This window comes from Flavobacterium sp. WC2509 (assembly GCF_052683105.1).
On sequence record NZ_JBQZFG010000001.1, the window covers coordinates 3,725,244 to 3,746,579 of the forward strand.

A 21,336-nucleotide genomic window follows, 5' to 3' on the forward strand; every position below is an offset into this window, starting at 1 on the left:
ATGGATAAAAAAGTTTACGAAAAATTATTATCGAAAGATCCAATCGGTGCATTTGATAAAATCAAAGAAAATTACGTTAGATATTTCAAAACCATGTATCGTTTTGATAATATAGAATTAAATACAAAAAAAGACGAAGAACTTTTAAAAAATGATAATTTATTAAAAGAACTTCTTTTTGAAATTCTACCAGAATATGTTACAGCTGATATAGACGGAGAAGAAATCGAAGATTTAGTTGATCTTAGCGAAAAATTTGCTGAAGGTTTTAGTCAAAAAAAAGAACATGCTTTTGATTTTTTATCAAAGTTTATTAAAACGGGATTAATAAGTTATAAGCCTTATAAGCATCAGGTTGAAATGTTTGAAAAAGCATTTATTAATAAAAACAATACTGTGATAACTTCTGGCACAGGTTCTGGTAAAACGGAATCATTTCTTTTTCCGCTTTTTGGACAGTTATATAAAGAAGCTAAAAGTTGGAAAAAACCATCTTATGGTAGTCCAAATTGGTTTAATTCAACAGATGAAGAATACAATCCTATTCAGCGTAATGGGGAAAATAGAACAGCTGCGGTTCGTTCTTTAATTTTATATCCAATGAATGCTTTAGTTGAAGATCAAATGACTCGATTAAGAAAAGCATTGGATAATGATGATGTCAGAGCTCATTTTGATGATGTAGATGGACTTAATGGAAACAGAATCTACTTTGGTCAATATAATAGTAGAACAATTCTTGCTGGTCAATTAGAAGGAAATGATAATAAACAAAAAAGAAAACATTGTAGAAAACAATTAAATGAATTACAGCATCTGTCAAATGAAGTTGAAAATTATATAGAAAAAAACCCAGAAACGAAGGATGAGGTATTATATATAAAACCTAGATTAACTAATGATATTCGGACCTCCGAGATGGTTACAAGATGGGATATGCAGCAATATCCACCAGATATATTAATTACGAATTTCTCAATGTTAAGTGTAATGTTAATGCGTAATATCGAAGCTAATATATTTGAAAGTACTAAAAAATGGATTAAAGAAGATAAAAACAATGTGTTTCATTTAATAATTGATGAATTACACTTATTTAGAGGTACTGCCGGAACTGAAATTGCATACTTAATAAGGATGTTTTTGGATGCAATTGGAGTAAGACCTGTTATTGAAGATATTGGTAAAAAAATACCAAATCCTCAGTTAAGAATTTTAGCATCCAGTGCTTCTCTTGGAGATCCAGACAAAACTCAAGAATATTTAGAGCAATTTTTTGGGGTATATTATGAAGATCAATCAAAAAATGCATTTGAAATTCAACTGGGGAGTGATTACATTCCAAATAAAAAAAATAAAATATTACTTTCTGTTTTTAATAAAATCGATCAAACTTTTTTGTTGAAAAACGAAAATGAAAAGAAAATAGTAAAATCTCAAATTGCTAAAGAACTAGGTCATTCAGATTTAAAATCCTATTTTAGAATTGAAGCTGAAAATATATTTGGACACTTTATCGAAGCCTGTAAAAATAAAAAAGGTAAAATTGTTCCTATTTCAATGAGTGAACTTGCGAATAAATTATTTAACGGGGATCAAAATGCATTAAGAGGTTTTTTGATCATAAGAGCAGATGAAGAAATCAATAGCATCAAAGATTGCAAGCTTCCTCGAATTCGTTTCCATCAATTTTACAAATACGTTGAAGGCTTATGGACTGAACTTTTACCGCAAGAACCAGGTAAAGTTCAGAATCCTTTTGGACAGTTATTTTATTCTCCCAAAACAGCTGTCAACTCTAATGATGGAGCAATCCATAAAGTTTTAGAAACATTACGTTGTGAAAAATGTGCTACAGCATTTATTGGAGGAAATAAGAGTGTTTTTAGTATTATCAATGGCCAACAGAAATGGGAATTAAACTTAAACAACCCAGATTTATCTAAAATCCCAAATAATAGTGCAACACCAATGGTGCAAAATAAAAGGTATAATGAATATACAGTGTTTTGGCCTTGTGAAAATAATACTAAAGATTATTATATAACTAGATTAAACTCAAATAACCTAGAAGTAAGAGATGATTTTAATCAAAGTAATGTAAATGGTGATTATGCATTCTCTACAACTGGAGTTAGAGGAAACTGGAAAAGATCATCTTTAAATCCTTACACTGGAGAAATATATTTTAATGGTATTAATTTAAATAATAATGAATTTATAAAAGGATATACTTTCATTTTGACATTTGATCCACAAAATCGAAGAGAAACAATTATAGATTTTGACATTCATGATCAACAATTTGAAGCATTACCTCATGTTTGTCCATCTTGTAATGCAGACTATACAAGAAGACTATATACTAAATCACCAATTAGAAGTTTCAGAACAGGTATTTCTAGAAGTAATCAAATCTTGAGTAAAGAGTTAATATATCAACTATCTGGTGAAAAACCTAAATTAGTTGGTTTCTCAGACAGTAGACAAGATGCCGCCGATCAGGCTTTTGGTATAGAAAAAGAACATTTCAGAGACATGGTTAGACTATTGTTTTTAGAATGTTTAGAAGAATTATCTGTTCCTAATCCGAGAATAATAGAACTCATAAACAGGACTAGAGATATTGGAGCAAAAATATTTTCAGAAATTAATAGTTATGCTGATATAATTAATGCTGCTTCAATTGCAGGGTTCGTTTTAGCTGAAGATGAAAATTCATTAAACAATTTTTTATATCCTGATAGATCATTAAACATTGAAAATTTAATTGAAATAAGAGCAAATGAACTTGATGGATTATTAGTTAAAAAATTATTAGAATTAGGAATTAATCCCGGCGGTGTAGGTTTAGAAAAAGAAAACATATCAGGGAAACATTGGAGTAATTTTTATGATTTTGAAAATGGAAAAATTGCTTCAATTAATGAAATTCGAAATAGAGTTGGACAACCAAATTTCAATATTCCACAAAATTTTATACTTGATATAAGAAGTCAACTTTTTGCAACAATTTTCAAAAATAGCTTTGGTATTTACATGGATGTAAATTCTGAGAGTGCTGGTATAGGATATTTAAAAATTAATAACAATCGTGAGAGCACTAGGTACAATCAGTTAAGAAGACAATTTAATTCTGAAAATTCTTTAGAAGATTTTTTAAATTCATTTTTAAGAATTATGGGAGATAATTATCGATATGCTGATCCAGATTCTTTTAATATTTCAGGGTATGATGCATATATAAATCTTCCTAGTAAGTTTACTACACACATAGAAAAATATACTGAAAACAGAGGTCAAGACACTATAGCTTTTGGTCAAAATGTTATTGATTACTTAGCAGAAATTTTTGGAAACAATAATTTCACAATAAGTCCTAATGCTTTAAGTTTTTATAACGTAAATGATAACCATGAATATTATGAATGCAACAATTGTAAAAAAATACATTTGCATTCAGGTATGGGATACTGCACCAATGTCCAATGTGCTGAAGATTTACCAACTGATCCATCTGGTTTTGTTAAAAAATTAAGAGTAAACAACTTCATTAGTTTTGATGTACTTATTGAAAAAAGAAAAGCAATAAGATTAAGAACTGCAGAATTAACTGGGCAATCTGATAATCAAGCAGAAAGACAATTACATTTCAAAGGAGTATTTATAAAAGATAGTTTAAATGAATTGAATAGAGAAAAGTTAAGTAAAGAAATTGACATGCTAAATGTAACAACTACTATGGAGGTCGGTGTAGACATCGGTAGTTTAGAAGCAGTTTTTCAAGGAAATATGCCACCAACGAGATATAACTACCAACAGCGTGTTGGTCGTGGAGGTCGAAGAGGGCAAGCTTATTCAGTTGCATTTACATTTTGTCGTGGAAAAAGCCATGACACTTATTATTATCATAATGGTATTAGTGAAATAACAGGTGGTGATGCTCCTGCTCCACTTTTGGCTTTAGCTCCAAATAAAAGCAACAATGAATATCAAATTAAGTTACCGATTGTAAAAAGAATGTTAACTAAGAATATTTTAAAAATAGCATTTCAAAATATACAAATTGAAGAGAGTATAACCGATACACATGGTGAATTTGATAGTTGTTCCAATTGGACAATTCATAAGCCTATAATTGAAAATTGGATTAAAGAGAATGGAAGTATTATAAATGAATATATACATTATTATTTAACACAATTCAATAAAGAGGATAGAATAATTAAAGATATTACTAATTTAAATTTATGGCTTAAAAATGAATTAATCAACGAAATAGATCGAGCAATAAATAACAATTTATACACTATTGGATTAGCGCAAACTTTAGCTGAAGCTGGACTTTTGCCAATGTACGGAATGCCTAGTAATACAAGAAATTTTTATCATGGCTCAGGGAATGGTGAAATTAAGTCTATAAGCAGAAATCTTGAACAAGCAATAACTGAATTTGCACCAGGCTCGATAAAAACAAAAGATAAAGGAGAGTATGAATCTGTAGGATTGACAGTTCCTTTAATTTATGGAAGAGTACAAGGTAATTTGTATAATATCAAAACATTAAAAAAATATAATGGAAGTAATTTGGAACAATTAGATGCCTTGGAAAACAGTTACTCACTAATTCTTGATCAAAATGACAATTTTATAACAATTGATCCTTTTTCTGAAAATAGCGAAAACACAATATATAAAAGATTAGTAATTCCTAAAGCATTTAGAACTAATACCATTATCAATAACATTGGTAATGGAAGAGATAATAGTGATTCTAGATCTAATTTTTCTATTTCAAGAATTTTTGCAGATGAAAAAGCAAATACTTATCAAAATCAAACCAAAAGAAATTATAATTTAACATATTTCGGTTTTGGATCTGAAATTTGGCATATAAATAATAACAATGGTAATTATTTTGAAGGTCAATCGGTTTGTAATTTTGATATTTATAAAACTCCAAATAATTCAAGGATTATTGAAACACATATTAGTAAGGAAACTGGGTTTAATAATGAAGAAATTGAATTCCAACCAAATTTCATCATTGAAAGTTATCTAAGAATCCAAGATCGACCTATCGAGGAAATTGCATTAGGAGCAAAGAAATCTACAGAGATGATCAAATTACAAATTACAAATATACCTGAAGGTGTGTCTTTGGATGTAATATCTGGTAATAAAAGTGCAATTAAATCAGCTTTCTATTCTGCAGCATTTATTCTTCAAAGAGTAGTTGCTGACAAATTAGATATAGAACCAAGAGAAATAGAAATAAGTGAATTAAAGATAGAAAATAATGTTCCTTATTTATATCTAAGCGATGCAGCACCAAATGGATCAGGTTTTGTAAACTATTTATATGAAAATTTCGATGAAATATTAAATGAAATTTTAGAGGGTAAAAATAACTTTATTAAATCTATTATTAATCATCGTGATGAATGTAGTACATCATGTCAAAAATGTCTAAATGCTTATGATAATTCTGGCTACCATCACATTTTAGATTGGAGGTTAGGTGTTGGTCTACTACGACTTTTAACAAATCATAATTATAACTTTGGCTTGGATGGTAATTTGTCTCAATATTTCGAATTACAAGATCTTCATGATTTAATCAATAAAAGAGCTGTAACACTTTCAAAAGTAAATCCAAAAATAAAAGCAATTCAAAGTAGTAATATGCTTTATTATTTGGAAGAAACAACAATTGATATTATGGGATCAAATATTGTAAATAGTCTTATTGTCCATCCACTTTGGAATCATCAATTTTTAAATAGGCATTCTAATCTACTGATTTCTAATATAGATTTTGCAGGACATATTAGCTTTTTTGAATTATACAGAACAATTAAAGAATAAAACAAATAAACTAGTGCAGATATACCGCACACATCAAGTTTACCTTTACAAAGTAAACCAATAAAAAGTAAATATTATGTCTGAGCAAACTGCTATCCAATGTCCTAATTGTGGAACTTCAATCGATGTGAATGATATTCTTAAAAATCAATTAGAAGATAAAATTAGACAAGAATACCAACAAAAAGCAAACCAACAAGCGAAAGAATTGGCAGCTAAAAATGATGAATTAAACAAAGCCAAAGCCGAATTTGAAGCCAAGAAAAAGCAGGAAAATGAACTGTTTACAGAACGTTTAGAACAAGCTAAAAAAGTATCTGAAAGAGAGATAACCGAAAAGCTGAAAAAGAAGCTGGAAGAGGAAAGCAAAGACAGGGTAACGGAAATGGAAAAAGAACTTTCTGAAAAATCAGAAAAGTTACGAGAGCTTAGTAAAATGCAAGGTGAAGTAGCAAAGCTTCAAAGAGAAAAACTGGAAATGAAAGAAGCTATTGAAGCTGAAAATCAAGTCAAGTTAAATGAGACTTTAAATCTGGAACGTGAAAAAATCCGTAAACAGGAAGACGATAAAAATGAATTGAAATTTGCTGGACTCCAAAAACAATTAGAGGAACAAAAGAAACTTACCGAGGAAATGAAACGCAAGCAGGAACAAGGTTCTATGCAATTGCAAGGTGAAGTGATGGAATTAGCCATCGAAGAATGGTTAGCGTCGAATTTTCCTTTAGACACCATCAATGAAATAAAAAAAGGAGCTAACGGTGCCGATTGCCTTCAAGTGGTAAATACCAGAGAACTACAAAATTGCGGTTCTATTTATTATGAAAGCAAGCGTACTAAAGCTTTCCAACCGGCATGGATAGAAAAATTTAAGAATGATATTCGAGTAAAAAAAGCTAATTTAGGCGTTTTAGTGACCGAAGTATTGCCGAATGGAATGGAACGCATGGGAATGAGAGACGGAATCTGGATTTGTACTTTTGAAGAGTTTAAAGGATTAAGTGCCGTATTGCGAGAAACAGTAATACGAGTGAGCCAAACCTTGCAATCGCAGGAAAACAAAGGGGACAAAATGGCAATGCTCTATGATTTCTTGACTAGCAATGAATTCCATTTACAAATGGAAGGAATTGTAGAAGGGTTTACACAAATGCAAACCGACTTAAACTCCGAGAAAAGAAGCATGCAACGAATCTGGAGCCAACGCGAAAAGCAAATTGACAAAGTAATTGATAATGCTATCAATATGTACGGTGCTATTCGTGGTATAGCCGGAAATGCAGTGCAAACCATAAAAGCATTAGAATTGGAGAGCGAAATAAATGTAATAGAAGAATAAATAAACAAATGATAACAGGAGATTTAAAATCGCAGGTAGATAAAATATGGGACAGTTTTGCCACTGGAGGAGTATCAAATCCTCTAACGGTAATTGAACAATTCACTTACCTCTTATTCTTAAGAAGATTAGACGAAACCCAGTTGAAGGAAGAAAAGAAATCGGCTATGATTAAAAAGCCTATTGTTAATCCAATATTTACCGAAGAGCAAAAAGAATTACGCTGGAGTTCCTTTAAGAACAATGAACCACAGGCAATGTTTGACTTGTTTACCAAACCAATGGTTGATGGACTTTCTGTTTTCGACCACATGAAACAAGTAGGTGCCGAAAATGGAGTTTTTGCCAAATATATGAGCGGAGCCACTTTTATGATTCCAACTCCAAGACTGCTTGACCCATTGGTGCAGATGATTGATAAAATCAAGATGGAAGATAGGGATACCAAAGGAGATTTATATGAATACTTACTTTCCAAAATTTCAACAGCTGGGAGAAACGGTCAGTTCAGAACACCACGACACATTATCAAGATGATGGTGGAAATGGTGCAACCGACCAAAGAGGATACTATTTGTGACCCTTCTGCAGGTTCTGCAGGATTCTTGGTTGCTGCAGGGGAATATTTCCATGAGAAACATCCCGAATATTTCCATGATAAGGCTTTCAGAGAGCATTACAATACGGATATGTTTACCGGCATTGAATTTGACAACACCATGTTGCGTATTGGCGCTATGAATTTACAACTGCATGGAATAGAAAGCCCTAATCTGATAGGGAAAGATTCATTGAGTGAAAGTAATGCAGACATAAGAGACCAATTTTCTCTGATACTGGCAAATCCACCATTTAAAGGTAGTTTGGATTATGACGGTGTGGAAACTTCTATTCTAAAAGTGGTAAAATCTAAAAAGACAGAATTACTCTTTTTAGGTTTAATGCTTCGTATGCTGAAAACAGGTGGGCGTTGTGCAGTGATTGTTCCTGATGGTGTTTTGTTTGGTTCTTCTAACGCTCACAAACAAATACGACAGGAAATCATCGAAAACCACAAACTCGATGCGGTTATTTCCATGCCAAGTGGAGTTTTTAAACCTTACGCAGGAGTAAGTACCGCAGTCTTATTTTTTACTAAAACAAGTACAGGTGGTACAGACAATGTTTGGTTTTATGACATGCAATCAGATGGTTTTAGCTTAGATGACCAACGTAGAGAAACTACAACCAATGACATACCTGATATCGTAACACGCTACCATAATTTAGACACAGAAACCAAACGATTACGTACTGATAAAAGCTTCTTAGTGCCTTTTGCAGACATCAAAGCCAACGATTGGGATTTGTCTATAAAAGGATACAAAGAGGTGGTGTATGATGTAGTAACTTATGCCCAACCAAGTACTTTAATTCAAGATATTAAAACGCTTCAAGAAGAGAATAAAGATAAATTACTAATCTTAGAAGAGTTGTTAAAATGAATTATCCGTTAAGTAAACTAATGAAACAAATTAGAGGTGTTTCATATAGTAAAAATGATGCTTCTTTAAAATTTGAAGAAGGTTTGATTCCTGTTTTAAGAGCTGGTAATATTCAAAATTCAAGAATAGTTCATAATGATTTTGTTTATATACCAAAGGGAGGAGTAAAGGACACTCAATTACTTAGACATGGAGATATTTTAATAGCTGCATCAAGCGGAAGTATTTCAATAGTAGGTAAGGCTGCAATGATTTTAGAAGATATTAATGCAGGTTTCGGTGCTTTTTGTAAAGTATTAAGACCAAATGCAGAAATAGTAAATAAAGATTACTTTAAATTTTTCTTTGAAACTCCTTATTACAAGAATACAATTAGCCAATTAGCAGAAGGAGCAAATATTAATAATTTAAAAACGGAACATTTTGATAATCTTGAAATCCCACTGCCGCCATTACCCCAACAACAAAAAATAGCAACCATTCTCGATACAGTAGATACTTTAAGACAGAATGACAAAGCATTGCTAGCAAAGTATGATGAACTTACACAAGCATTGTTTTTGGATATGTTTGGAGATCCTGTGAGTAATCCCAAGAAATGGAAAGTTAATAAGCTAAAAGAAATTTCTATCAAAATACATAGTGGTAACACTCCAAAAGGAGGGAGTGAAGTGTATGTTGAAGAAGGAATTACATTTTTCAGAAGTCAAAATGTGTGGAAAAATAGATTAGTTTATGAAGATATAGCTTTTTTAGATCAAGCTACTCATGACAAAATGATGAAAAGTAGTTTGAAGCATAAAGATATTTTAATGACAAAAACGGGAAGAATAAATACTGAAAATAGTAGTCTAGGTAGGGCAGCAATGTATTTAGGTGAGGATGATGAAGCGAATGTAAATGGTCACGTTTATTTGATAAGACTTAAAAAAGGCATTATCAATGAATTTGTTTTACATATACTGACAACAAAAGAATACAGAGGTCATATCAGAAGTGTTTGTGTAGGAGGAATTGATAAAAGACAGCTTAACAAAGACCACATCGAAAATTTTCCTATTATTAATCCACCAATTGAATTGCAAAACAAATTTACTGAGCAATTAGCTATAATTGAACAACAAAAAGCAATAATACAAAAGAGTTTAATAAAATCTGAAGAGTTGTTTAATAGTTTGTTACAAAAAGCTTTTAAAGGGGAATTAGTATGAATAAATTCTTCGAAATAGAGTTTCAATTTAGACCAGTAGGTCAAGGCTTATTCTATTCAGGTGTTTTTAATCATTTGCCTAGTGGAGAACTGTACACTATGGTATATGATTGTGGTACAAATTCAACAGCCCATTACATTAACCATGAAATTGATATTTTCAGCAGAAAGATTAAAAAGGGAGATAAGTTAGACCTATTACTAATATCCCACTTTCATGATGATCATATTAGTCATGTGCCTCTTTTATTACAAAAGACTAATGGAGCAAAAGTGGTAATACTCCCATTTTTATCACCAGATGAACTTTTACTGAATTATCATGTAAGTTTAATTGATGGTAGAAATACATTTCCTGCTGAATTCTTCATTGATCCTGCAAGATATCTAATGAATGAATTTAAAGTAGATCAAGTCATATATATACATCCTTCAGAGGCTGGAAGAGATGACTTAACGAATGGAGATATAGATCCGAATAAACTTAATTTCACAGAAGATTTTCAATTTGTTCTAGAAAATAATTTGCAATTAGTAACTAATTTACCTCTTGAAGTAATTACGGCTGAAGGGGTGAGCCATTACTATGATATGGGCACATTAATTTTTAGCGGGTTGTGGGAATTTAAATTCTTTAACAAGATAAGAGATCCACGACAAGTTATTACTTTTAAAAATGATTTGGCTTTGTTACTCTCAAATACTAATCCAACAATTGAGGATGTTAGAATATATGTGAACAATTCGCCAATATCTACCTTAATTAATTTAAAACAACTTTATTATCAAAATTTTTTAGAAGCTCATATAAATGACACTTCATTAGTAGTTTTTCATACTGCAATAACACCACTAACTTTTGATTATATAAGAAGTTGGATTTTAGGAAGACCATACTTCCCTGCAAGCTGCAAAGTGTCAGGAGCTAGTTCATATAGATGTGGTAATCTTCTTGTAGGAGATATAAAAGTAGATAATAGATGTTTAGATCAGATTATGGCTAAATGGTCAAGTATTATTACAGACAAAGTAATATATTCTCAGATTCCACATCATGGAGCTTCTGGTTATTTAAACCCTAGATTCTTCAATGTGTTTTCTAATGCTATTCATCACATAATTAATTTTGGTTTGGGTAATCGTAATAAACATCCAACTCAATCCATAATTGATATTGTACAAAATGCAAGACCTATTAATGTGATTCATTCAAATACACAATTGAGTCATGTGAAAATTAGATATGTGATTGGTAATAATATTTAAGAATTTAATCATAATAGATAAAAGTGTAAAATATTTTAAATAAATGAGCAACTTTAAATTCCTTCAAAAAGAGTGGTTGTCACTCTATCGTAAGTTAAAAACAGCCGAAGAAAGGGTTTTTATAGAACCAGTTTCTGCAGCTAGTTATTGTCGTTTGGTATTAGAAGAGTCCATGTATCTAATCTATGAGGTAGAGTATATCGACAAACCATTCAATACCGAGCTCATCAACTTAATGAACGAAGAAGCAATTAAAAGTATCATTCCTTTTCAGCTTCACGAAGGCTTACACATTGTTAGAAAAACAGGGAACAATGCAGCGCACTTTGGTAATCGTATTAATGCCAAAGATGCATTAATAAGCATCCGTTACATTTATGATTTTACCAAATGGTTGGCGCAAACCTATAGCGCAGAAATTCCTGATTTACCTGGAGTATTCAACGAAGCTTTCATTCCTAAATTAGGAGAAAAACAAAGACTCCTAAAAGAACAACAGCAAGAACAAGAAAAAGCATATCAGCAATTACAAGAGCAAATTGCAAAATTGCAACAAGAAAAAGAAGCTATTTTTGAAAAAGCACAAGAAAGCGAAATAACACTTATAGCTTTACAACAACAAACCCAACAAGCGGTTGTAAAATTGAAAAAACAAAAACAGGAAAGACTAAAACCCTTAACTGCTGAGTTTACGGAAGCACAAACACGTCAGCACCTCATTGATGTCGATTTGAAAGAAGCAGGTTGGAACAACTTAAATGTAGGCAGAGAAATTGAATACCCAGTAACAGGTATGCCAATATCTGCTGACAATCCAAAAGGCAACGGATTTGTTGATTATGTCTTATGGGACGACAACGGAAAACCTCTGGCAATAATTGAAGCAAAACGCACTACAAAAGATGTTGAGGTTGGAAAATATCAAGCATTTTTATATGCTAATTGCTTAGAAGAAATGCACAAGCAACGACCTGTTATTTTCTATACTAATGGCTATGAAACCAAGATATGGGAAGATACTTTTTATAGTTCTCCAAGAAGAGTTTTTGGTTTTTATACCAAAGAGGAATTACAATGGTTAATTCAAAAAAGAACAACGATAAAAGACATTCGTAAGGCAACGATCAATACTGCCATTGCAAACAGACCCTATCAATTTGAAGCCATAAATCGGGTTGCAGAAACCTTTGTAACTGATGGTGAAAATGGTTTGTGTGGTAACAAACGAAGAGCCTTATTGGTAATGGCAACAGGAAGTGGTAAAACAAGAACTGCTGCGGCTATGGTAGAGGTGTTATTCAAAAATAATTGGGTAAAACGAGTACTGTTTCTAGCAGACAGAAACGCATTGGTGCGTCAAGCAAAGAACAACTTTAGCGAATATTTACCCGATTTATCAGCCATAGATTTAACAGAGGAAAAGGAAAACGATACCACGCGATTAGTGTTCAGTACCTATCCAAGCATGATGAACAAAATAGATAATATTCGCAATGCCGATGAACGTTTTTACGGTGTAGGGCATTTCGATTTAATTATTGTTGACGAAGCACACCGTTCTATTTACAACCGATACAAGGCCATCTTTGATTATTTTGATGCTAGTATTGTAGGACTTACAGCTACACCTAAAGATGGAATTGACCACAATACTTTTGAGCTTTTCGGATGCAGTAATGAAGACCCAACATTTTTGTATGAGTTACATCAAGCTGTACCTCAATATTTAAACCCGTATAAGAATATTGACATTACAACCAATTTCCTAAGAGAGGGTATCAAGTACAAAGACTTATCGGATAAAGAAAAAGAAAAATACGAAGAAACATTTGAGGACAAAACCACAGGACTTTTTCCAGAAGAAATAAGAGCCAATGCCATGAACAAATGGTTGTTCAATAAAGATACGGTAAATAAAGTGTTGGATGCTTTAATGGCAAACGGATTAAAAATTGAAGGTGGTGATAAGTTAGGCAGAACCATCATTTTTGCTGTAAATCAAAAGCACGCCAAATTCATTGTTGATTGTTTCACCGAAAGATATCCGGCTTTGCCATCGGGATTTATTTCCATGATACACAATGAAGTTTCTCATGCTCAAAGTTTGATAGATGCATTCTGTGATAAATACAAAGAAAACAATCCGCAAATTGCCGTTTCTGTCGATATGATGGACACAGGAATTGATGCGGTAAGAATATTGAATTTAGTGTTTTTCAAAGTGGTGCGTTCCTATGCAAAATTTTGGCAGATGATAGGAAGAGGTACACGATTATGTGATGATGTTTTTGGACCAAATCAACCCAAAGACCATTTCTTAATATTTGATGTATGTGGTAATTTCGAATTCTTTGAAGTTCAGAAGAAAGGAAAAGAAACACTAATTGCTAAACCAATCACACAACAAATTTTTGAATCCAGATTACATCTAAGTAGATTGCTCGTAGAAGAAAGCGAAGAAGAAAATGTTGAGCTTTCTAATGCTTTACGTGATATATTACATAAGGCTATACAACAATTAGATAGAACACGTTTTCAAGTAGCCATGAATTTAAAATATGTAGATGAATTCAACGAAAGAGCGAGATGGAATAATTTAGATAGTAACGACACACATATAATTGAAGAGTACTTGTCTGAATTACCTATTCCAGAAACAATCAATGAAATGGCAAGGCGTTTTGACCTGATGATGCTAAAACTACAAATAGCAACACTGATGATGTCAGGTACAAAAAAGAGATACGAAGAAACCTTAATTGATATTGCCGAAGGATTGAGTAAAAAATATACCATCCCTGTTGTATTACGTGCGAAACCAACAATTGAAAACATCCGAAAACAGGACTTTTATAAAGAAATTTCACAAAAGAAGTTAGACGGCATAAGAGAAGAGCTTCGAGAACTGATTCAGTATTTAGATACTAACAATAAAGCAATAATTTATACAGATCTAGAAGATTCAGAAATCAGTATGGTTTTGAATGAACCAAAAATATCTTCAAATTATGGCACTTCTTACCGAAGAAGAGTAGAGAGTTTCATTCGAGAAAACAAACATCAATTGACGATTTCAAAATTAGTTTCAAACAATCCAATTACAACAAAGGAATTGAAGCTTTTAGAAGACATTTTGTTTGATGGAGAAGAAAGAGGAACAAGACAAGATTTCGAAAAAGAATTTGGGAAAGAACCATTAGGAGTATTTATTAGAAACATCATTGGTCTTGATATAAAAGCAGCACAAGATGCCTTTTCAGAATTCCTACAAGCCGGAAATCTGAGAGCTGACCAAATGACATTCATTCAAAACATTATTACCTATTTAACAAAAAATGGAACTATTGAACCAAGTATGTTGTTTGAACCACCATTCACCGATATGAACGATCAGGGATTAATGGGAGTATTTGAGGATAGTGATGCACACAAAGTGATAAGTATTATTGAGCGTATTAATGAGAATGCTTGTATAGCGTAATAGTAAACAGTGATTTTAAAATAAATCACATTACTATAACATAGTGCTTTTTCAAAAAATCAAGATAGAATAAACATAAAACATAATCTGAAAAAAATCAATTTTAATTACATTTGTATATGGCGCAATTAGATATGTTTGAGGGTAATGGGAATGATAATACTTTTCCTAAAACTGGTTTAAATAAAATCACAAACGGTGAATTTATTTATTTACCGAGTTTTTTCTCAAAATTAGAAAGTGATTTTTACTTGAAAGCATTGACAGAAAAAGTACTTTGGAAGCAGGAATCTATGAATATATATGGAAAAAATATTGATTTTCCTAGACTAACTGCATGGTACGGTGATAATGACAAACCCTATTCATTTTCGGGTATTACACTAAGTCCAATGCCTTGGAATGAAGAAATTCTTGCTATTAAAAATAAAATTGAACCTGAATCCAAAGTAATTTTTAATAGTGTCCTTTTAAATCGATATAGAAGCGGTTCCGATTCAATTTCTTGGCATACTGACGCAGAAAAAGAACTGGGCAAAAATCCAGTAATTGCATCCGCTAATTTTGGAGAAACGCGAAAGTTCCAATTAAGACATCGTATAACAAAAGAAAAATTGGAGATTGAATTAAAACACGGAAGTCTTTTAATAATGCAGGGAGAACTACAACACTTTTGGCAACATCAAGTTCCTAAATCGGCTAAACCATTAAAAGAAAGAATCAATTTAACTTTCAGAGTAATACTATGAATTGGCAAAAAGTTGAAATAGTAAATGATGATGGAGAAACGGTTTTGGCGCAAGCACCAATAATTGTATCGGCCAGTCGATCAACAGATATTCCAACATTTTATGCAGATTGGTTTGTAGACAGATGGAAAGCGGGATATGTGAAATGGAAAAATCCTTTCAATGGAGTACCTCTATATGTTTCTTTCAAAAACATCAAAGTAGTTGTTTTTTGGACAAAAAATCCAAAACCGATGATGAAACACCTGGATTTCTTGGATAAAAATGTCAAAAATTATTATTTCCAATTTTCATTAAATGATTATGATAAGGAAGGTTTTGAAGGCAAAGTACCTCGTGTAGAAAACAGAATAAAAACATTTAAAGAACTCTCCAATAGAATCGGAAAAGAAAAAGTAGTCTGGCGTTTTGATCCATTATTGTTAACAAACGAAATTGATGTAAAAGAACTGCTAAAAAGACTGGAAAAAATTGGCGATGAATTATACAAGTACACTAATAAATTAGTTTTTAGCTTTGCTGACATTGGTATTTATAAAAAAGTAGAAAGCAATCTTAACAAAGCCAATATAAAATATATTGAATTCAGTTTGGAAACAATGTTGGAATTTGCAGAAGGCTTGCAAAAATTAAATAAAAAATGGGAATTAGAAATAGCAACTTGTGCAGAAAAATTCGGCTTGAATAAATTCGGCATCAATCACAACAAATGTATTGATGACGACCTAATGATAGACTTATTTCATCAAGACGAAGAATTAATGAAATTCTTGGGAGTAGAATTTACGGAACCTTCGTTATTCGATGTGTCAGCAACAATAACCAAAACAAAAAAAATAAAAGACAAAGGACAAAGAGAAGCTTGTGGTTGCATTATGAGTAAAGATATTGGCGAGTACAATACCTGTCCACACGAATGTGTATATTGTTATGCAAATACTTCAAAGCAAGCAGCATTTGCTAATTACAAATCACATACAATGAACCCAAAAGCAGATACTATAACAGGAAAATAAATAAATTATGCCATATTATTTCAATTTACCCATAATTACACAATTAACACCCAATCAACAAGCAGCCTTAAATGAAACAGATTCACTTGCTTTATCAGGTGGTCCAGGTACTGGTAAAAGCGTTGTTTGTTTATGGAGACATATTAGAAATTATGAAACTGGTATTAGAGAAAGTTTGCTCCTAACTTATACAAAAACGTTAGAACATTATTTAATACAATCAGCATTATCTAAAAATGAAGAAGCTGCCGAAAATGTCAATAGATCACTTTGGTGGTCTTCTCATACAAATTTACACAGAGAATATGATGAAATAATTATTGACGAAGGACAAGATGTTAATATTGATATATATAGAACTATTAAAAGATTTTCTAGCAAAATTTCTTATGGAGCTGATCCCGAACAAAGTCTTTATCTAAATAAAGAACAATTAGCAGGATTAACCGATTGGTTAGAAGAAACATTCGAAAATGAAGAATATACCTTAACAAAAAACTTTAGAAATTCAAAAGAAATACTTGATTTTATACGTTCTGTTTTTCCAGATATTTTAATTCCTCAAGACACTATAAACGGATCATTAACAACAGGCTTAAAGCCTATTGTAAAAATTACTGGTTGGAATAGAGAGGACGAGTTGGATGCTATTATGAGTATTATTAATGATTTTCAAGGAGATACTGAAAATATTGCAATTTTAGTTCCAACTCAAAAACAAGTAAAAGAATACTATGCACTAATTAGAGAAAAACTTGACAATGATATTGACTGTACAAAATTTAATAGTGACTTAGATGAATTTGAAGGATTAAGTGGTATTCATATTACTACTTTTAAATCATCAAAAGGAACTGAATTTGACACTGTAATTATTCCTAGTTTTGACTCTTATGATTGGTATATTGATAAACTAGACGTAGTAAATGAAGAAGATTATTATGTTGCCTTAACTAGGACCAAAACAAATTTATTTTTAATTTGTAAAACGAAGCCAAACAAAGGAAATAAAAACACTTATGATATTGAATAATTATGAATAATAAAACATATTTTTTACCCATAAAATCAGAAAATCTTGCATTTTATTTTGCAAAAGGATGTATTTGTCCAACAAAATATTTACAAAACAGAAATGCCGATATCCAAAATAGATATGACAATCAAATACTACTGTCAAATAGTATGTTTACAAATGAAACAGATTGTTCATTAGAAATTATACTTAATGAAGAAACAGAAAAAGCTGTTCAAATTTCAAATAGTTTTTTTACACTAGAAATGCCACTTCCTATTTCTAGAATTAAGAAAATAACATTTAAAAATGAAGAACAAAAGATCAATACTGTATATAACATAGAAAGTGGGGCTGCTTTTTTACCAATTAATTTAATTGAAGTTGTGCCAAATTCAATTGAAATAAATACTGAAGAATTTACCTCAATTAATAATCAAAACTCTTTAAAAGATTGGAGCAAAGAATTAGAGCAGTTTGATAGATTAATGGGTGGCTTTGCAGTGATGAGTATTGCCGGTAATGATCCTCAAAATTATCCAACAAATTATTTTAATACTTTATCAGTAATAAACGATTTAGTTAAAGATGAAATAATAAATCAAGAAGTACAAGTCAAAAATAACCAAGAATGGGCAATAATTCGTACTGAAAAATTTAATCGTCTATATGATGCTATTTATAACAAAATAAATAACAGTACTGTTGAGAATTTTGCTAAGGTTGATAAAGTTCAATTATTAACAAATAATGGTAAATATTTAATTGATAAAATCAACCAAGAAAAACTAACCTATTTCGTTGCAATACTTGCATCTTATGGTGAGGGAACAAGGCAAAGTATTGATACTTTTATTTCTGATATAATATCCAATAAATTCCCAATTGAAAGAAAAGAAGGAATTGCACTAATATTTGGTATTAATAAGGGATATGAAGTATTAAGAAATAATTACAAAACAAATAACTTTAATATTGATGTCAAATTCAAATTAGACAGTCAATTAGACTATTTAACAATAGAAAGTATTTTTCAATTTGCGATTAATAATAAAAGAGACAATAGTGATTTTGAATATTTAAATTGGGTCAGTGAATATAAAGACCAAACTGATTACAAAGATTTCGAAACTTATCAAGTATTAGACAAAACTATCATTATTAAAAAAAAAGAAAAAATTGGTTTTCCAGAATTCTTTCAAAGTATTTCACGCAATAAAATTTATCAAAAAATCATATCAGAAATTAATAAGTGTATCCCTAAATACTTAATTGACAAGGATAATATAGAGGGAACTAAATACTTTACAACTCTTTTAAAAGAAGATTTTGAAGAGTATGAAAAGGAAGTATTCCAAAAGGCTAAAGAAGAAATAGAAAAAGAGCTAAACAATAAATTCGATAAAAAAAACAATGAGAAAAGTTTAGAGATAGAAAAACTAAATAATTTTATTCTGAAACAAAAAAACGAAATTAAGGAACTTGAAGAAATTATAGAAAAATTCAAATCAAACGATAATTACAACATTAAAGATAATCCAGAACAAAATGAACCATTAGTAACAACAACTAGTTCATTACTAGAAAATAATGTGTCAGAAAATAAAATATACGCTGAAAAAACACCTAATGAAAATCTAGTAAATGATGTTGATAATAAAACGGATTTACAACTTCAGGATGATAAAGTAAATAGACGGCAAGAACTCAAAAAATTAAATATTACTAATTTAAAAAAGGAGGCTGAAAAATTAAAAGTAGATAATTTTAAAGCTTTTAAAAACAATCCTGACGATATAGATAAATTAATAGAAGCTATTTTATATGTAGAATCTCAAAAAGAAATATTCTAAAATGAGTGTTTTTGACGAATTAATAGCAGCCTCAAACAGCGTAGAAAATTTAAGTTTTTTTATTGAGCAGAATAACGATAGACTTTATGACTTTTTTTTAACACAAAATTTTAATGACTTAAATGTTGATAAAAACAGAATTGAGTTATATATTTCAAATAACTTACAAAAATTTAAAAAATTAGATTTTTCAATAGAATTAAATAAAAGTTTTATTAGCATATTGCTAGATGTTTCTCAAAGGTTTAGTTTTTTAATGCCTTTTCATCAACTCTATAAACTTTTAATTAAAAATAATTTAAATATAAGCAGCCGTTTAGAAGCGTCCTCATTATATCTTATAGGAATAAAAAAAATATCGGATTACGATAAAATTATAGATAGTTTTTTAGATAAACTTTCAATTGCATATAATCAGGAAGAAGATACAGAGGATAAAGTAATTGATACTTTTATTAGTTATTACGCATTAGTAATTAATGATTTTGGTAAACAAAACAATGAAGGTGTAGTTTCAATTAAAAATAAAATACTTTCTAAAAACAATAATCCTAATTATTATTTTTTACAAAACAATCTGATTAATCAAGTACTTAATCTTGATGTCATTGATCCTATTACTTCATACAATAAAATCCAAATTTTATTAGATACTTTTCTAAAAAGAGTAAAAAGGCAGATTCCTTTTGAAAATAAATTATTTTTAATAGAAGAAGGCACAAACTATGTTGAATTATTAGAAAGTGCTACTGCAAACTTTCATTCGATAAGACAAATATCTGTTGATCAATTCGCTCTAATAAATGATTCAAATGTTTTCTATTCACTTCAACGTGGGGTTAAAATTATTGAAAAAGAAAATCAGTTGTTTTCTTATTTAAAGAGTTATGGCAAAATGCACCACACAAAATTAGTTTCAAGTTTTAAACATTTGCCTAGGCATATATTTAATGAAAATCCCCATTGCATCGATTGGGGTTGTGGGCAAGGAATGGCTTCAATGACTTTACTGGAATATTTAAATGACTATGATATCGACCAATCAATATCACAAATGACGCTAATAGAGCCTTCCCTAATAGCTTTAAAAAGAGCATCGCTTCACGTTTCAAAATTCAGCAATAATACCAAAATTATTAATACAATAAACAAGGATTTAGATTCATTGGTAGCTAATGATTTTCTACAAGTAAATAAGACGCGAATACATTTATTTTCTAATATACTAGATATGGATGTTTTCTCATTATCAAAATTGATTGAATTAATTAAAGCTAATTTTTCTGGAGAAAATTATTTTTTATGTGTAAGCCCATACATAACGGATTTAAAAACTGCAAGAATTGATAGTTTTGTCAATGCTTTTTCAGGCAATGAGGGTTTTGAAGAATTGTTTAAAATAAACAGTAAATCGGATGATTGGATAAATGGATGGACAAGAGTAGTAAGAGTTTTTAAATGTGTAATTTAATCTTTGCAGCATTAGGCGATGTTTTCCTTATAAAAAGAGGAGCTACAAATCTAATAGATTCCATTTAAATATCAGAGGTATTATCTAATCATTATCTCATTCATCTACACAAAATCCTCGTTTAGTCCAAGTATTCCTAAACTCACATCTTTATTTGCTTCATTTCGCTAATTTCATTTTTATGAACTTATTATTTGTTTTCTTTTAGATTTACATTAAGTCTTTAAGATCAAATAAGTTAAACTTTTTTATAGTAATACACCATATAACACTAAATTCATTATTTTTGCATAGTGAAACAGTCAATTAACATAGCAACAATTTTTCCCAAACACTTATTTTGGGATATGGATCCTAATAAACTTAATCTTTCCAAAGACAAGTCTATTATTATACCAAGGGCTTTGTATGCAACAACTCCAGATACATTTGAAACAGACATTCAAAAATTAGAAACACTATATTCTGCTAAAGATATTGTTAAATACTTAAAATTAACAACAGAGAACATTAGTAACAAAGTTTGTATAAGTGTTGCAAAAAGATACAATGTAAAACCATTTCTTCGTTTTTCGCTATAATGT

At 30.5% G+C, this 21,336-nt stretch carries 12 protein-coding genes; all 12 read left to right on the forward strand.

Going from position 1 to position 21,336, the window contains the following annotated elements:
- The 12 genes from ACUN3A_RS15660 to ACUN3A_RS15715 all read left to right on the forward strand — a co-directional run bounded on the left by ACUN3A_RS15660 (nt 1) and on the right by ACUN3A_RS15715 (nt 21,333).
- On the forward strand, nt 1-5,868 hold the full coding sequence (locus ACUN3A_RS15660) for a DEAD/DEAH box helicase (RefSeq protein ID WP_445552220.1): 5,868 nt from the start codon (nt 1-3) through the stop codon (nt 5,866-5,868).
- A 76-nt stretch (nt 5,869-5,944) separates the two neighbouring features.
- On the forward strand, nt 5,945-7,207 hold the full coding sequence (locus tag ACUN3A_RS15665; protein ID WP_445552221.1) for a DUF2130 domain-containing protein: 1,263 nt from the start codon (nt 5,945-5,947) through the stop codon (nt 7,205-7,207).
- A gap of 8 nt (nt 7,208-7,215) precedes the next feature.
- The gene (locus tag ACUN3A_RS15670) at nt 7,216-8,691 is read left to right on the forward strand and encodes a type I restriction-modification system subunit M (RefSeq protein WP_445552222.1); all 1,476 of its coding nucleotides are present in this window, start codon (nt 7,216-7,218) and stop codon (nt 8,689-8,691) included.
- Nucleotides 8,692-8,711: 20 nt separating this feature from the next.
- Nucleotides 8,712-9,902 (forward strand): restriction endonuclease subunit S, encoded by a 1,191-nt coding sequence (locus ACUN3A_RS15675; RefSeq protein ID WP_445552223.1) that lies wholly within the window; start codon nt 8,712-8,714, stop codon nt 9,900-9,902.
- The gene (locus tag ACUN3A_RS15680) at nt 9,899-11,167 is read left to right on the forward strand and encodes an MBL fold metallo-hydrolase (RefSeq protein ID WP_445552224.1); all 1,269 of its coding nucleotides are present in this window, start codon (nt 9,899-9,901) and stop codon (nt 11,165-11,167) included. The genes ACUN3A_RS15675 and ACUN3A_RS15680 overlap by 4 nt, the downstream gene beginning before the upstream one ends.
- Before the next feature lie 43 nt (nt 11,168-11,210).
- On the forward strand, nt 11,211-14,648 hold the full coding sequence (locus ACUN3A_RS15685; RefSeq protein WP_445552225.1) for a DEAD/DEAH box helicase family protein: 3,438 nt from the start codon (nt 11,211-11,213) through the stop codon (nt 14,646-14,648).
- Between the two features lie 119 nt (nt 14,649-14,767).
- Nucleotides 14,768-15,397 (forward strand): alpha-ketoglutarate-dependent dioxygenase AlkB family protein, encoded by a 630-nt coding sequence (locus tag ACUN3A_RS15690; protein WP_445552226.1) that lies wholly within the window; start codon nt 14,768-14,770, stop codon nt 15,395-15,397.
- Complete coding sequence (locus tag ACUN3A_RS15695; protein ID WP_445552227.1) at nt 15,394-16,413, forward strand: DUF1848 domain-containing protein; 1,020 nt, start codon at nt 15,394-15,396, stop codon at nt 16,411-16,413. The genes ACUN3A_RS15690 and ACUN3A_RS15695 overlap by 4 nt, the downstream gene beginning before the upstream one ends.
- A gap of 7 nt (nt 16,414-16,420) precedes the next feature.
- Nucleotides 16,421-17,446: a 3'-5' exonuclease gene (locus ACUN3A_RS15700; protein ID WP_445552228.1), complete on the forward strand. Its 1,026-nt coding sequence runs from the start codon at nt 16,421-16,423 to the stop codon at nt 17,444-17,446.
- 2 nt (nt 17,447-17,448) lie between these two features.
- On the forward strand, nt 17,449-19,281 hold the full coding sequence (locus ACUN3A_RS15705; RefSeq protein ID WP_445552229.1) for a hypothetical protein: 1,833 nt from the start codon (nt 17,449-17,451) through the stop codon (nt 19,279-19,281).
- Between the two features lies 1 nt (nt 19,282).
- A complete protein-coding gene (locus ACUN3A_RS15710; protein ID WP_445552230.1) occupies nt 19,283-20,752 on the forward strand; it encodes a hypothetical protein in 1,470 nt (489 codons plus the stop codon).
- 293 nt (nt 20,753-21,045) lie between these two features.
- The gene (locus tag ACUN3A_RS15715; protein ID WP_445552231.1) at nt 21,046-21,333 is read left to right on the forward strand and encodes a DUF6922 domain-containing protein; all 288 of its coding nucleotides are present in this window, start codon (nt 21,046-21,048) and stop codon (nt 21,331-21,333) included.
- The last annotated feature ends 3 nt before the right edge of the window (nt 21,334-21,336 follow it).